The 13199-nt window shown below is 62.3% G+C and carries 16 protein-coding genes; 2 read left to right on the forward strand and 14 right to left on the reverse strand.

The window, feature by feature from the left end:
- Window positions 1–87: 87 nt before the first annotated feature.
- From ACODS0_RS01410 to rpsP, 6 genes are all read right to left on the reverse strand, one after another.
- Window positions 88–1074 (reverse strand): CobD/CbiB family protein, encoded by a 987-nt coding sequence (locus tag ACODS0_RS01410; protein WP_055403047.1) that lies wholly within the window; start codon window positions 1072–1074, stop codon window positions 88–90.
- A gap of 57 nt (window positions 1075–1131) precedes the next feature.
- Window positions 1132–1851 (reverse strand): CoA pyrophosphatase, encoded by a 720-nt coding sequence (locus ACODS0_RS01415; RefSeq protein WP_488832231.1) that lies wholly within the window; start codon window positions 1849–1851, stop codon window positions 1132–1134.
- 83 nt (window positions 1852–1934) lie between these two features.
- Window positions 1935–2324: a 50S ribosomal protein L19 gene (gene rplS / locus ACODS0_RS01420; RefSeq protein ID WP_055403050.1), complete on the reverse strand. Its 390-nt coding sequence runs from the start codon at window positions 2322–2324 to the stop codon at window positions 1935–1937.
- A 128-nt stretch (window positions 2325–2452) separates the two neighbouring features.
- Window positions 2453–3211 carry a tRNA (guanosine(37)-N1)-methyltransferase TrmD gene (gene trmD, locus ACODS0_RS01425; protein WP_055403052.1) on the reverse strand — a complete coding sequence of 253 codons (759 nt, stop codon included), beginning with the start codon at window positions 3209–3211 and terminating at the stop codon, window positions 2453–2455.
- 29 nt (window positions 3212–3240) lie between these two features.
- Window positions 3241–3810: a ribosome maturation factor RimM gene (gene rimM, locus ACODS0_RS01430; RefSeq protein WP_055403096.1), complete on the reverse strand. Its 570-nt coding sequence runs from the start codon at window positions 3808–3810 to the stop codon at window positions 3241–3243.
- A gap of 75 nt (window positions 3811–3885) precedes the next feature.
- Complete coding sequence (rpsP, locus tag ACODS0_RS01435; protein WP_008904984.1) at window positions 3886–4137, reverse strand: 30S ribosomal protein S16; 252 nt, start codon at window positions 4135–4137, stop codon at window positions 3886–3888.
- 147 nt (window positions 4138–4284) lie between these two features.
- Here rpsP and ACODS0_RS01440 point away from each other — a divergent pair, with 147 nt between their 5' ends.
- Complete coding sequence (locus tag ACODS0_RS01440; protein WP_055403054.1) at window positions 4285–4806, forward strand: GNAT family N-acetyltransferase; 522 nt, start codon at window positions 4285–4287, stop codon at window positions 4804–4806.
- A 106-nt stretch (window positions 4807–4912) separates the two neighbouring features.
- Window positions 4913–5359: a TM2 domain-containing protein gene (locus ACODS0_RS01445; RefSeq protein ID WP_055403056.1), complete on the forward strand. Its 447-nt coding sequence runs from the start codon at window positions 4913–4915 to the stop codon at window positions 5357–5359.
- 113 nt (window positions 5360–5472) lie between these two features.
- Here ACODS0_RS01445 and ACODS0_RS01450 read toward each other — a convergent pair whose 3' ends face one another.
- The 8 genes from ACODS0_RS01450 to ACODS0_RS01485 all read right to left on the reverse strand — a co-directional run bounded on the left by ACODS0_RS01450 (window position 5473) and on the right by ACODS0_RS01485 (window position 13112).
- Window positions 5473–6483, reverse strand: a complete 1011-nt coding sequence (locus ACODS0_RS01450; RefSeq protein WP_055403058.1) for an inorganic phosphate transporter — start codon at window positions 6481–6483, stop codon at window positions 5473–5475.
- Window positions 6484–6501: 18 nt separating this feature from the next.
- Window positions 6502–7149 carry a DUF47 domain-containing protein gene (locus ACODS0_RS01455; protein ID WP_063461305.1) on the reverse strand — a complete coding sequence of 216 codons (648 nt, stop codon included), beginning with the start codon at window positions 7147–7149 and terminating at the stop codon, window positions 6502–6504.
- 148 nt (window positions 7150–7297) lie between these two features.
- Window positions 7298–7660, reverse strand: a complete 363-nt coding sequence (locus ACODS0_RS01460) for a DMT family protein (RefSeq protein ID WP_055403097.1) — start codon at window positions 7658–7660, stop codon at window positions 7298–7300.
- Between the two features lie 220 nt (window positions 7661–7880).
- The gene (locus ACODS0_RS01465) at window positions 7881–8609 is read right to left on the reverse strand and encodes an ABC transporter ATP-binding protein (protein ID WP_055403062.1); all 729 of its coding nucleotides are present in this window, start codon (window positions 8607–8609) and stop codon (window positions 7881–7883) included.
- 2 nt (window positions 8610–8611) lie between these two features.
- Window positions 8612–9406 (reverse strand): ABC transporter ATP-binding protein, encoded by a 795-nt coding sequence (locus ACODS0_RS01470; RefSeq protein WP_055403064.1) that lies wholly within the window; start codon window positions 9404–9406, stop codon window positions 8612–8614.
- A 20-nt stretch (window positions 9407–9426) separates the two neighbouring features.
- Window positions 9427–10503 carry an ABC transporter permease subunit gene (locus ACODS0_RS01475; RefSeq protein WP_055403066.1) on the reverse strand — a complete coding sequence of 359 codons (1077 nt, stop codon included), beginning with the start codon at window positions 10501–10503 and terminating at the stop codon, window positions 9427–9429.
- 13 nt (window positions 10504–10516) lie between these two features.
- Window positions 10517–11446: a branched-chain amino acid ABC transporter permease gene (locus ACODS0_RS01480; protein ID WP_055403068.1), complete on the reverse strand. Its 930-nt coding sequence runs from the start codon at window positions 11444–11446 to the stop codon at window positions 10517–10519.
- 313 nt (window positions 11447–11759) lie between these two features.
- Entirely contained in the window at window positions 11760–13112 is a 1353-nt protein-coding gene (locus tag ACODS0_RS01485; RefSeq protein WP_488832243.1) for a replication-associated recombination protein A, read from the reverse strand.
- Window positions 13113–13199: the final 87 nt, after the last annotated feature.

Here is a 13199-nt window from a genome sequence, read left to right on the forward strand (position 1 = left end):
CGCACCCGTGGAACTGGCTTGCATGGGTGAGGGTGCGCCCCCTCCTCCGAGGGCAGCCGCATTGCGGTCCAGGGGGCGGCTTGCCAGCTACCCCAGCAAACGCGCCAGCGTAAGCAACGCCAGCAGCAGCATCCACACCACCACCGAGCGCCACACCAACCCCACAACGCTGCGCAGGTGGCCCACCTCGGGCTCGCGGCCGGGGGTGGAATCGCTGTCACCCATGTCAGCGTCAATCTCCAGGCCCTGTGGCGCGTGCAATTCAGTGCGCGCCTTCAGTGCCTCACCCCCCAGGCGTACATTGATGGCACCTGCCGTGGCGGCCAGCACCACGCCGTCGTTGTCATTGGGGAAACGCTGTGCGTGAAACCGCCAGCCCTCGATCGCCTCTTCAAAGCTGCCCACCACCGCAAAGCTCAGTGCGGTGAGCCGGGCCGGAAGCCAGTCGATGGCAGTCCACGCCTGCGCAGAGGCCTGCTGCAGGGAGGCGCTGGCAGGCTGAGCGCCCGTGCGCTGCTTGTAATGCCAATAGCGCGATACAAACTCAGCCAACCGGTACAGAACAGCCCCGGTCGGCCCCAAGCCCAGGGCAGCCAGCACGGAGAACCATGCCAACACGCCGAACACATGCCGGTGGGCCGCCAACACTGAATACTCGATTACATGGCGCACGATCTCGCTGCGCGGTAGCGCCCCCACATCCACCTGCTGCCAGTGAGCCAGGCGCTCGCGGGCAGCATCTTCATCGCCCTCCTCCAACGCGTCGCGGATGCCCGTGAAGTGGTGGCTGAACTGCCGAAACCCGAGCGTGATGTACAGCACGGCCACACTCCACAGCACTGCGAAGGGCCACCCCAACCCCCAAAGCAACAGCCAGTGAATGGCCAGGGTCACCAGGGCCGGAACCAGCACCGCAAGGCTCCAGGCCACCCAGCCGTGGTGCGGCTTGCCCGCATCAAAATTGCGGCTCACGGACAGCGCCCACGCCCGCAGACCCGCATGAATGGGATTGCTGCGTGCCAGCGGGCGGGCCTGCTCGATCAGCAGAGCGAACAGGATGGCGAAGAAACTCATGGGGGGCAATGATACTGGTGCTTTGCCCTGATGCACCCTATCGCACGCGGGCCCGGTTTACGCCTGCATGAAACGGTAGAAGTTGCGCAGCATGCCTGCTGTCGCACCCCAGATGTAATGGTTCTTGCCGCCGTCCTGGTAGGGCATCGAGAACCACTCCCGGTGTACGCCATCACGGTCGAACACATGGCGCCGGTGGTTGGCGGGGTTGAGCAGAAAATCGAGCGGCACCTCGAAAAGGTCCGCCACTTCATACGGATTGGGTTGGAGCACGCAGTCCGGCTGCACCAGCGCTACCACGGGCGTGATGATGAACGATGAGCCTGTGACATAGATTGGCAACGTGCCGAGCACTTCGACAAAATCCCGAGCAAGCCCCACCTCTTCCTGCGCCTCGCGCAAGGCCGTGTCGGCAGGCGTTGCATCTCCCGCGTCTGCCCGCCCACCGGGGAAGGCCACTTGCCCCGAATGGGTGGACAGGTGGGCCGTGCGTTCGGTCAACAGCACCATGGGCTGTTCGCGCAGCACGATGGCAATCAGCACCGACGCACGGGCGGGCTCGCGGTTCATGAACTTCTTTTCCAGCAGCACCTCAGGCTCCCACTGCGGCGGGTGCGCAAAACGCGCCCGCAGCGCTTCAGCGGTCTGCGCCTGAAGCGGCACCGCAGGCAGGTGCGCATCCACCCCCACCACCGGAACAAGGCGGGGGTCAAAGTCGGGCAGGCTCGACAAAGGAGCGATCACCGACGAGACAGCAGGACTGGAAGAAGGGTCCACAAGAAGGGGGAGGTGAACAAGCCAAAAAACAAAAAGCCGCTACAGGCAGACGCTGTAGCGGCTTGTGAGGTCGAGCCTGCGCCTTATGCGGCGGTGGCGGCTGCAGCCTTGTTGACGCGCGAAGGCAGCTTTTCCTTGATACGTGCCGACTTGCCGCTGCGGTCACGCAGGTAGTACAGCTTGGCACGGCGCACATCACCACGGCGCTTGACTTCAATGCTGGCGATCAGGGGGCTGTAGGTCTGGAACGTACGCTCCACGCCTTCGCCGCTGGAGATCTTGCGCACGGTGAAGCCGCTGTTCAGGCCGCGATTGCGCTTGGCAATCACCACACCTTCGTAGGCCTGCACGCGCTTACGGGTACCTTCCACCACATTCACGCTCACGATGACGGTGTCACCAGGGGCGAATTCGGGGATGGTCTTGTTCAAGCGGGCGATTTCTTCCGCTTCCAGGGTCTGAATCAGGTTCATGTTTGATATCCAACGATCTTGTCCGCGCCAAAAATGGCTGCGTCGGGATTGACGTCTCAGTGTTTTGCGGGAGAACTCCCTGTCAAAACGGCCGGCCAGAGGATCGAAAAGCCTTTGATTATAGCAATTCAGCTGAGCTTGGCCAATACTGCTTCATCCGCAGCGGCCAGATGCCCTGCTTTGCGCGCCGCCTCGATGAGATCGGGCCTGTGCCGGGCCGTGGTGGCCAGGCGCTGGTCGCGCCGCCAGCGCTCGATCTGCGCATGGTGGCCAGACATCAGCGCGGCTGGCACCTGCTGCCCTGCCCATTCTTCAGGGCGCGTGTAGTGCGGGCAATCGAGCAGGCCGTCGAGCGCCGGGTTGAAGCTGTCGAGCTGGTGGCTGCCCTCATCATTGAGCACACCGGGCTGCAAGCGCGCCACAGCGTCCAGCAGGGCCATGGCGGCGATTTCGCCACCCGACAGCACAAAGTCGCCCAGACTCATCTGCAGATCGACATGGGTATCGATGAAGCGCTGGTCAATGCCTTCGTAGCGCCCGCACAGCAGGATTGCACCCGTACTTGCAGACCAGCGCTCTACGGCAGCATGGTTCAGCGTTTCGCCAATGGGCGAAAAAAGGACCAGCGGCGCCTCACTACTCTCGGCCTCACCACGCTCCACCCGGATAGCTGCAAGACACCGGGCGAGGGGCTCAGCCATCATCACCATGCCCGGCCCGCCGCCAAAGGGCCGGTCATCGACACGGCGGTAGTTGCCATCGGCATAGTCGCGCGGGTTCCACAGGCGTACATCGACCTGGCCGCCGGCATACGCGCGGCGGGTCACGCCGCTGGCCAGGAACGGCGCAAACAGCTCGGGGAACAGGGTGATGATGTCAAAGCGCATGGTGGGCGGCGCCAGGGCGGGAGTTCCGATCAGTAGTCCGGCTGCCAGTCCACCGTGATGCGCTTTTCGGCCAGGTCCACGTTGTCAATGAAGGCCGAGACAAAAGGGATCATCCGCTCCTGTGCCTTGCCGTCCTGCTCATAAGTCAACACCAGCACCGTCTGCGGACCGGTGGACATCAATTCCTGCACCTGCCCCAGCGCCACACCTTCGCGGTTGACGACCGCAAGACCGATCAGATCGATCCAGTAGTACTCGCCCTCCGTGGTGGACGGAAAGCTGGAGCGCGGCACAAAGATGCGCGCGCCGCGCAAGGCTTCGGCGGCATCGCGGTCATCAATGCCCTGCGCCCAGGCAACCACGGTGTCCGAATGGTCCTTGGCCTGGCGGATGGACAACAACACGGTGCCCGCAAAGGTCTTGGCGCCGCGTTCGGAAGGCTGCAGGTACCAGCGTTTGGATGAAAACAGCGCCTCAGGGCTGCTGCTGTGCGACAGCACCTTGAACCAGCCCTTGACACCCCAGGCATCGGCAATGCGCCCCACTTCAACGGCGTCTGTGGGCAGCTCTGCGGGTTCGAGGGTCAGGTTGGTGGCCATGGCGGGGGATTCCAGAATAGGAAAAGGGCGGGTTTCGCCAGGCATGCCGACGAAACCCGCCCTTTTCAGGGAGCTTTAAGCAGCCTTCTTGGCGGCTTGCTTGATCAGGCGGTCCACGGTAGGCGAGGACTGGGCGCCCACGCTCTTCCAGTACGTCAGACGGTCTTGCACGATGCGCAGGCCTTCTTCAGATTCCTTGGCGGTGGGGTTGTAGAAGCCGATGCGCTCGATGAAGCGGCCATCACGGCGCACGCGCTTGTCAGCAACGACGATGTTGAAGAAAGGACGGCCCTTGGAGCCGCCGCGGGAGAGTCGAATGACGACCATGATTTATCCTTCGGGTGGTGAACTCCGGCAACATTTGCCTTGAGCCACTGTGTTCGCAACCATATTCGCAACGCTTGAGACACGCGACATGGCCACCCGGCCAGCGACACGCTGCAAAGCCCGCGATTATATCCATTTCCCTCTTCCATGCCCAAAATTCGTTCCAGCACCGACAGCGATATTCCCGCCATCACGGCCATTTACCAACACCATGTGCTTCACGGCACAGGCACCTTCGAGATCGATCCACCATCTGAAGCCGACATGGCAGGCCGCCGTGCCGACGTGCTGGCCCGAGGCCTGCCCTGGCTGGTGGCCGAAAAGGACGGCCAGGTGCTGGGCTATGCCTATGCCAACTGGTTCAAGCCCCGTCCAGCCTACCGGTTCTCTGCCGAGGACTCGATCTACGTGGCCGACAGCGCCCGTGGCATGGGCCTGGGCCGCAAGCTGCTGACCGAGCTGGCGGCCCAGGCCGAAGCAGCTGGGGTACGCAAGCTGCTGGCCGTGATTGGCGACTCGGCCAACGCGGGCTCGATCGGTGTGCACCGGGCGCTGGGCTTCACCGACGTGGGTGTCATGCGTTCGGTGGGATGGAAGTTCGGCGCCTGGCGCGACATCGTGCTCATGGAGAAAACCCTGGGCGCGGGCGACACCACATCGCCCGAATGAAAACGGCCCCCATGCTCTCCCCGCAGCGCAGAGCGCAGCCCTCCGAAGCGGCCCCCTTGGAGACCACTTGTTCATCTTGGGGCGGCCCGACGATGAATAATGCCCCATGAAAAACAAAACTTTGGCGGCATGGCTTGCCTTCGTGGGCGGGCCGCTAGGCCTTCACCGCTTTTACCTGCACGGGATCACCGACATGCTGGGCTGGCTGCTCCCGATACCGACGGCCCTCGGTATCTACGGCATCCAGCGCGTGCAACAGCTCGGCCAGGACGACCACACCAGCTGGATGTTGATTCCTTTGCTGGGCTTCACGATTGCGGGCTGCGCCTTGCAAGCCATCCTGTTTGCACTCAAGACGCCCGAGGCGTGGAACGCGCGCTACAACCCCACGGCCGCACCCGACGCCCCGGCGGGCAGAACCCAATGGATCACCATCGGCGCCATCGTGGTATCGCTGTTGGTGGGCACGGCGGTGCTGATGGCCAGCCTCGCGTTCAGCTTCCAACGGTACTTCGAGTACCAGATCGAGGAAGCTCGCAAGATCTCGCAGTGACCGACACCCACCAAGCGAACGCCCCATTGAACTCACATTCAAATGGGGCGTTAGCGCTTTTCCATATTGCCTGATTAGCTATATATTCAATAGCAAATCAGGAATCAGGGCATTCAGAATATCTGCAGACTGATCCAGTACGCCACGGCAGCCACAAACGCACTGGCGGGGATGGTCAAGATCCACGCCCAGACGATATTGCCTGCCACACCCCAGCGCACTGCGCTGGCGCGCTGCGTGGAGCCCACGCCCACGATGGCGCCTGTGATGGTGTGGGTGGTGGACACCGGAATACCCAGCGTTGTTGCCAGGAACAGGGTCAGCGCCCCGCCCGTCTCGGCACAGAAGCCGCCCACGGGCTTGAGCTTGGTGATCTTCTGGCCCATGGTTTTCACGATGCGCCAGCCGCCGAACATGGTTCCCAGGCCGATAGCCACGTAGCAGCTGACAATCGTCCAGGTGGGTGGCGAAGCATCGCTTGCCGACGAATACCCTGTGGCAATCAGCAGCAGCCAGATGATGCCGATGGTCTTTTGCGCATCGTTGCCCCCGTGCCCCAGGCTGTAGGCCCCTGCGGACACGAGCTGCAGGCGCCGGAACCATTTGTCCACCCGGCTTGGCCGCGTTCGCCGAAAGATGTGCGCCACAGCCACCATCATGAGAGAGCCCAGCAGGAAGCCGAGCAAGGGCGAAACGAAGATGAACGCCACGGTCTTGAGGATGCCGGTGGAGATCAGCGCGCTGGCACCCGCCTTGGCGATCACCGCCCCCACGATGCCGCCGATGAGCGCATGCGATGAGCTGCTGGGGATGCCGTAGTACCAGGTGATGACGTTCCAGGTGATGGCGCCCACCAAGGCACCAAACACCACATGGGTGTCCACGATGCCGGGCTGAACGATGCCCTTGCCCACCGTGGCGGCCACGCTCAGGTGGAAGACAAAGATCGCTACAAAGTTGAAGAACGCGGCGAACAGCACCGCCTGTGCGGGCTTGAGCACGCCGGTGGACACCACCGTGGCAATCGAATTGGCAGCGTCATGGAACCCGTTCATGAAGTCGAACAGGATCGCCAGTGCCACGAGCAAGACCACAACCCAGAGGGCCGTTTGTACGGTTTCCATACTGGTCAGCCTGCCGGATCAGGAGTTTTCGAGGACGATGCCCTCGATGCAATTGGCCACGTCCTCACACTTGTCGGTGATGGTTTCCAGCAGCTCGTAGATGGCCTTGAGCTTGATCACCTCGCGCACATCGGGCTCTTCACGGAAGAGCTTGCTCATGGCGCTGCGCATCACGCGGTCCGCGTCGGACTCGAGCCTGTCGATCTCTTCGCAGGTCTTGAGCGCGGCTTCAGCCACGGCCGGATCGGCGATCTTGTCGAGCAACTTGACGGCATCACGCAGGCGTTCGCAGCACTTGAGGCTCAGGTCGGTCAGGCGGGTGATCTCTTCCGTCATGTGGCGCACGTCGTACAGCGCCATGGTCTCGGCAGAGTCCTGAATCAGGTCGGCCACATCGTCCATCGTGTTGATCAGCGTGTGGATCTGCTCGCGGTCGATAGGGGTGATGAAGGTCTTGTGGATGGCCTTGTTCACCTCGTGCGTCACGCGGTCGGCAGCACGCTCGGCGTTGTCCACATCCTGGTTGTATTTGTCGCGCAGGTGCGGGTCGCTGTAGTTGGCCACCAGTTGCGAGAAAGCCCGGGCCGCCTCGACGATGCGGTCTGCATGCTGGTTGAACATTTCGAAAAAATTGCCTTCGCGTGGCAACAGCTTGGCAAACAGCATGGAGGCTCCTGGATCGGTATCGATTTTTTGAAAATGAGACAAAGCCATGACAAAACCATGACTTTTAAGTGACAGGCGAGTTTAACCGGCCGCCCTCACCCGCAGCCACGGGCGCCCGGCGCGGATACCGGGCAACACGCACCATTCATCAGGCACTACGGAAAATGAAATACACAGCCCCCACCAGGCACAGGCCTGCCCAGAGGTAGTCCCACTTCAGGGGCTGGCCCATGTAGAACACCGCGAACGGCACAAACACCGCCAGCGTGATCACCTCCTGCATGATCTTGAGCTGCCCCACGTTGAACTGGGTAAACCCGATCCGGTTGGCAGGCACCTGCAGCAGGTACTCGAACAATGCAATGCCCCAACTCACCAGCGCTGCGGTGTACCAGGGTGACGTGGCCAGGTTCTTGAGGTGCCCGTACCAGGCAAAGGTCATGAAAACGTTGCTGGCAATCAGCAGCAACACGGTCTGGAGTGATACGGGCAAGGATTGCAGAGCGGACATCGACATGCGGCGACAGGTGGTGGCGGGGTGGGGGCAAATTATGAACAAAATTGGCATCTGGCGCTGGATACACATCCGCCATAAGCTATAAAAAACATAGCAATCAATTCATGCAAACACCAACGCCTGCGCCAAAAAAAAGGCACCGCCGTGTGGCAGTGCCTTGTGCGACGCACTACGCGCCTGCCCCACGCAGGGCGGGCCGGGCATGGGTGTTGCCTTATTCGCCCAGGTAGGCGGCGCGCACCTTGGGATCGTTCAAGAGTTCCTGGCCGGGGCCGGCCATGGTGATCAGGCCGGACTCCATCACGTAGCCACGGTCGGCAATTGCCAGCGCCCGGCTCGCGTTCTGCTCCACCAGCAAAATGGTGACGCCCAGGGCGTACACATCGCGCACCACTTCAAAGATCTTGTCCACCATGATGGGCGACAGCCCCATGGAGGGCTCGTCCAGCAGCAGCACCTTGGGCTGGCTCATCAGCGCACGGCCCATGGCTAGCATCTGCTGTTCACCGCCCGACATGGTGCCAGCGAGTTGGTCCTTGCGTTCGCGCAGGCGCGGGAAGATGGTGAACATCTTTTCGATGTCGGCCAAGATGCCTGCCTTGTCGCGGCGCGTGTAGGCGCCCATCTGCAGGTTCTCGGTAATGGTCATGCGGGCGAACACGCCTCGGCCTTCCGGCACCATCACAAGGCCCTTCTTCACCAGATCCCAAGCGCCCTTGCCCTTGATGCTTTCACCCAGGTAATGGATGTCGCCATCGTTCATGCCCAGGGTGCCGGTGATCGCCTTCATGGTGGTGGTCTTGCCAGCGCCGTTGGAGCCGATCAGCGAAACCAACTCCCCCTCGCGCACTTCAAAGTCCACGCCCTTCACGGCCTGGATACCGCCGTAGGCCACTTTCAGGCCCTTGACCTGCAGCAGTACCTTGTTGGATTTTTCGGCCATTCTCAATGTCCTCCGGTGCCCAGATAGGCCTCAATCACTTTTTCGTTCTTCTGCACGGTGGCAGGCGTACCTTCGGCGATCTGCTTGCCGTAGTCGAGCACCGTCACGCGGTCGCACAGGCCCATCACCAGCTTCACGTCGTGCTCGATGAGCAAGATGGTGCGGTTGTCGTTGCGGATGCGGTCGATCAGCTCGCGCAGCAGCACCTTCTCGGTGGCGTTCATGCCGGCTGCGGGCTCGTCCAGCGCAATCAGTTGCGGATCGGTGGCCAGGGCCCGGGCGATCTCCAGGCGGCGTTGGTCACCATAGGAGAGGGTACGCGCCTTATAGTCGGCGAACTTGCCAATGCCCACGTAGTCGAGCAGTTCCTGCGCGCGCTTGGCAATGGCCAGCTCTTCTTCCTTGAAACCCTTGGTGCGCAGCACCGCGCCCAGCAGGCCGGACTTGGTGCGGATGTGGCGGCCCACCATTACATTTTCCAGCGCCGTCATTTCTGCAAACAGGCGGATGTTCTGGAAGGTGCGGGCAATGCCCGCCTTGGCCACTTCATGCACGGCCGTGGGCTCGTAAGGCTTGCCGGCGAGCTCAAAGGTGCCGCTGTCGGGGGTGTACAGGCCGGTGATCACGTTGAAGAACGTGGTCTTGCCCGCGCCGTTGGGACCGATCAGGCCATAGACTTGGCCACGCTCGATGGTGATGCCCACGTCGGAGAGGGCTTGCAGGCCACCAAAACGCTTGGAAATACCTGCAACCCGCAGCACCACGTCGCTGGCTGATTTCTGAATGTTCTCTGCCATGTTCTAACTTTCTGCGGTGTTCAGGTCTTCTGCGTGAGGCTCTTGCCATGGTCGGGCGCTGGCCACAGACCACGGGGACGCATCAGCATGATGATGATCATGGCCAGTGCGATCAGCAGCTGGCGCAGGATGGCGGAGTCCAGACGGCCGTCCGTCATGGCCTGCAGCGGGCCTGCCACGTAGCGCAGCACTTCGGGCAAGGCCGACAGCAGCACGGCCCCCAGGATCACGCCGGGAATGTGGCCGATACCGCCCAGCACCACCATGGCGACGATCATGACCGACTCCATCAGGCTGAACGACTCGGGCGACACAAAGCCCTGGAACGCACCGAACATCGCACCCGACACGCCGCCAAACGAAGCGCCCATGCCAAAGGCCAGCAGCTTCATGTTGCGGGTGTTGATGCCCATCGCCTTGGCGGCGATTTCATCTTCACGGATGGCCATCCAGGCGCGGCCGATGCGTGAGTCCTGCAGGCGATAGCAAATAACGATGGAGATCACCACCAGAACCAGGAACAGGTAGTAGTACAGCGTGACGGAGCTGATATCAAAGCCGAACACCTCCAGGCGCTTGCCCAGGTCCAGGCCAAAAATCTTGACCGAGTCGATCTGGCCCAGGCCCTTGGGGCCGTTGGTCAGGTTGACGGGGTGGTCCAGGTTGTTCAGGAAGATACGGATGATTTCGCCGAAGCCCAAGGTCACGATGGCCAGGTAGTCCCCGCGCAACTTGAGCGTGGGCGCCCCCAGAAGCGCTCCGAAGAACGCCGCCAGTAACGCCGCCACCGGTATCACCAGCCACAGCGACGTGTGCAAGCCGTTGGGGAACATGGCGGCAAACGCCGCAAAGTTGTCCGCAAGGTGCGGCGAGGCCATCAAGGCAAACAGGTAGGCACCCACGGCGTAGAACGCCACGTAGCCCAGGTCCAGCAGGCCGGCGTAGCCCACCACGATGTTCAGGCCCAGGGCCAGCAGCACATACAACAGGGCCAGGTCGGCAATGCGCACCCAGGCGTTGCCGAAGGATTGCAGGATCAGCGGCAGCACCAGCAGCGCGACGGCGCCGAGGATCCAATTGGTTTTGGTGTTCTTCATGGTGTGAGGCTCCTCAGGCGCGATCGGCCACACGCTCACCCAGCAGGCCCGAAGGACGCAGCGTCAGGATGATGATGAGCACGATGAACGCAAAGATGTCGGTGTAGTGGCTGCCCAGCAGACCGCCCGTGAGCGTGCCGATGTAGCCCGAGCCGATGGCTTCGATGAGACCCAGCAAAATGCCGCCCACCACGGCACCGGCCAGGTTGCCAATGCCGCCGAACACCGCCGCCGTGAAGGCCTTGAGGCCCGGCAGGAAGCCCATGGTGTGCTGCGCCGTGCCGTAGTTGGAGGCATACATGATGCCGGCCACGGCGGCCAGAATGGCGCCGATGATGAAGGTAGCGGAAATCACCATGTCGGGCTTGACGCCCATCAGGGAAGCAACGCGGGGGTTCTCAGCCGTGGCGCGCATCGCGCGGCCCAGGTTGGTATGGTTCACCAGGTACACCAGCGAGGCCAGGGCAACAGCGGTCACGCCCAGGATCAGGATCTGTGTGGGGGTGATGTAAGCGCCACCCACCTCGAACGGCGCGCTGGGCAACATCGTGGGATAGGGCTTGTAGTTGGGCTTCCAGATGATCATGGCCAGCGTCTGCAGCAGGATCGACATGCCGATGGCGGTGATCAGAGGGGCGAGACGAGGACTGTTGCGCAGAGGGCGGTAGGCCACCTTCTCGATCACAAAATTGAGCGTCGCGGCAACCACGCAGGCAATGAGGGTGGCCAGCAGCAAGATGAGCCAGCCCGGGGCGCCAGGCATTGCAGCCTGCATCATTCCTATACAGCTCCAACTGGTCAGAGCCCCGATCATGAGCACTTCGCCGTGGGCGAAATTGATCAGCTGAATAATGCCGTACACCATCGTGTAGCCCAAGGCTATCAAGGCGTACATGCTGCCGAGTACCAGACCGTTGATGATCTGTTGCAGCAAAATGTCCATAAGAGAAGTCCTTCGTTTGTAACGTACCCACCGCTTTGGCACCGGAATCGGTACAGCCTTGTGGGCCCGACTGCCATCTAGCAAAAAACCCGCCAGAAGTGCAGCTGTGCGGGTTTGTGGACGGGATTGTAGCGAGTAGTCACAAGCGGCCCCCACCAAGCCGGGCGGGGTTTTCCCTCGGGTTGGCGCCACATCAGCGCGCAACGCAATCCATAAGCTCACATGATGCAAGCAGGAAAATTGATGTGCAAACTTATTACCAGCTTCATGCCAAATCAGCATGACGCGGGGTGCGCCTCCCATGGGCAGAGGTTCAGGACTTTTCGTCCGGCCCATCCTCCAGATCGGGCGAAACATTGCGCGCACGCAGCTCACGCAATTTCTGTGCAATCTTGATTTCGAGCCCGCGCTCCACCGGCGCGTAAAAACCGGGCTCCGGCATGCCCTCGGGCAGGTAGTTTTCGCCTGCGGCGAAGCCGCCCTCTTCGTCGTGCGCGTAGCGGTAGCCCTTGCCGTAGTCGAGCTGTTTCATGAGCTGTGTTGGTGCGTTGCGCAGGTGCATGGGCACGGGGCGGGTGCCGTCCTGCTTCACCCAGGCGCGGGCTGCGTTGTAGGCCTTGTAGACCGCGTTGGACTTGGGCGCCACGGCCAGGTACACCACACATTCGGCCAGGGCCAGCTCCCCCTCGGGGCTGCCCAGGCGCTCGTACACCTCGGTCGCGTCCAGCGCCAGGCGCAGCGCACGCGGGTCGGCCAGGCCGATGTCCTCGCTGGCCATGCGCACCAGGCGGCGCGCCATGTAGCGCGGGTCGGCACCGCCGTCGAGCATGCGCACCAGCCAGTACAGCGCAGCGTCGGGGTCGGAGCCGCGCACCGACTTGTGCAACGCGCTGATGGTGTCGTAGAACTGCTCGCCGCCCTTGTCATAGCGGCGCATGCGCTCGCCCAGCACCTTGAGCAGCCAGGCGTCGGTGATCTCGGACAGCTTCTCCTGCGTGGCCGCCATGGCCAGGGTTTCGAGTGTGTTGAGCAATCTGCGGGCATCGCCATCGGCATAGGCCACCAGTCGGTCAATTGCTACATCTTCGATAGCTGGCAGCGCTTTCTCCGCCTGCGCCAGAGCCACTATTTGCTTCAAATCCTGTTCGGACAGCGGCTGCAGCACGTACACGGCGGCGCGGGATAGCAGCGCCGAGTTCACCTCGAACGACGGGTTTTCGGTGGTCGCACCAATGAAGGTAAACAACCCGCTCTCCACATGCGGCAAGAAGGCATCTTGCTGGCTCTTGTTGAAGCGGTGCACTTCATCCACGAAGACGATCGTGCGCTGCTGCATCAGACCATCACGCGCGGCCTCGGCACGTTCGACCGCTTCGCGGATGTCCTTCACCCCGCCCAGCACGGCACTGATGCTGATGAACTGCGCGTCAAAGGCATCGGCCATCAGGCGTGCGATGGTCGTCTTGCCCACACCCGGCGGGCCCCAGAGGATGCAGCTGTGCGGGCGGCCCGATTCGAACGCGAGCCGCAGCGGCATGCCCGGGCCCAGCACATGCTGCTGCCCGATCACCTCGCCCAGCGTGCGGGGCCGCAGGCGCTCGGCCAGGGGCTGGTGGGCCGAGGAGTGGGCCTGGGAAGGTGCTGCGGAGGCACTGCGTGCTGCCATGTTCGTATCCTGTCTACATCACGCTGATTTTTAAGCCAAATTGGCCTCTAGCGCTTATCTGATAAGCGCTTGCAGCTATCTTTTTCG

It is taken from the genome of Acidovorax sp. FG60 (genome assembly GCF_057808995.1).

What these genes read in the sequence shown, in the direction of transcription:
- ACODS0_RS01410 (WP_055403047.1), bottom strand. Translation starts at nt 1,074, where the DNA reads ATGAGTTTCTTCGCCATCCTGTTCGCTCTGCTGATCGAGCAGGCCCGC.
- rplS (WP_055403050.1), bottom strand. Translation starts at nt 2,324, where the DNA reads ATGAACCTGATTCAGACCCTGGAAGCGGAAGAAATCGCCCGCTTGAAC.
- trmD (WP_055403052.1), bottom strand. Translation starts at nt 3,211, where the DNA reads ATGCGCTTTGACATCATCACCCTGTTCCCCGAGCTGTTTGCGCCGTTC.
- rimM (WP_055403096.1), bottom strand. Translation starts at nt 3,810, where the DNA reads ATGGCCACCAACCTGACCCTCGAACCCGCAGAGCTGCCCACAGACGCC.
- rpsP (WP_008904984.1), bottom strand. Translation starts at nt 4,137, where the DNA reads ATGGTCGTCATTCGACTCTCCCGCGGCGGCTCCAAGGGCCGTCCTTTC.
- ACODS0_RS01440 (WP_055403054.1), top strand. Translation starts at nt 4,285, where the DNA reads ATGCCCAAAATTCGTTCCAGCACCGACAGCGATATTCCCGCCATCACG.
- ACODS0_RS01445 (WP_055403056.1), top strand. Translation starts at nt 4,913, where the DNA reads ATGAAAAACAAAACTTTGGCGGCATGGCTTGCCTTCGTGGGCGGGCCG.
- ACODS0_RS01450 (WP_055403058.1), bottom strand. Translation starts at nt 6,483, where the DNA reads ATGGAAACCGTACAAACGGCCCTCTGGGTTGTGGTCTTGCTCGTGGCA.
- ACODS0_RS01455 (WP_063461305.1), bottom strand. Translation starts at nt 7,149, where the DNA reads ATGCTGTTTGCCAAGCTGTTGCCACGCGAAGGCAATTTTTTCGAAATG.
- ACODS0_RS01460 (WP_055403097.1), bottom strand. Translation starts at nt 7,660, where the DNA reads ATGTCCGCTCTGCAATCCTTGCCCGTATCACTCCAGACCGTGTTGCTG.
- ACODS0_RS01465 (WP_055403062.1), bottom strand. Translation starts at nt 8,609, where the DNA reads ATGGCCGAAAAATCCAACAAGGTACTGCTGCAGGTCAAGGGCCTGAAA.
- ACODS0_RS01470 (WP_055403064.1), bottom strand. Translation starts at nt 9,406, where the DNA reads ATGGCAGAGAACATTCAGAAATCAGCCAGCGACGTGGTGCTGCGGGTT.
- ACODS0_RS01475 (WP_055403066.1), bottom strand. Translation starts at nt 10,503, where the DNA reads ATGAAGAACACCAAAACCAATTGGATCCTCGGCGCCGTCGCGCTGCTG.
- ACODS0_RS01480 (WP_055403068.1), bottom strand. Translation starts at nt 11,446, where the DNA reads ATGGACATTTTGCTGCAACAGATCATCAACGGTCTGGTACTCGGCAGC.
- ACODS0_RS01485 (WP_488832243.1), bottom strand. Translation starts at nt 13,112, where the DNA reads ATGGCAGCACGCAGTGCCTCCGCAGCACCTTCCCAGGCCCACTCCTCG.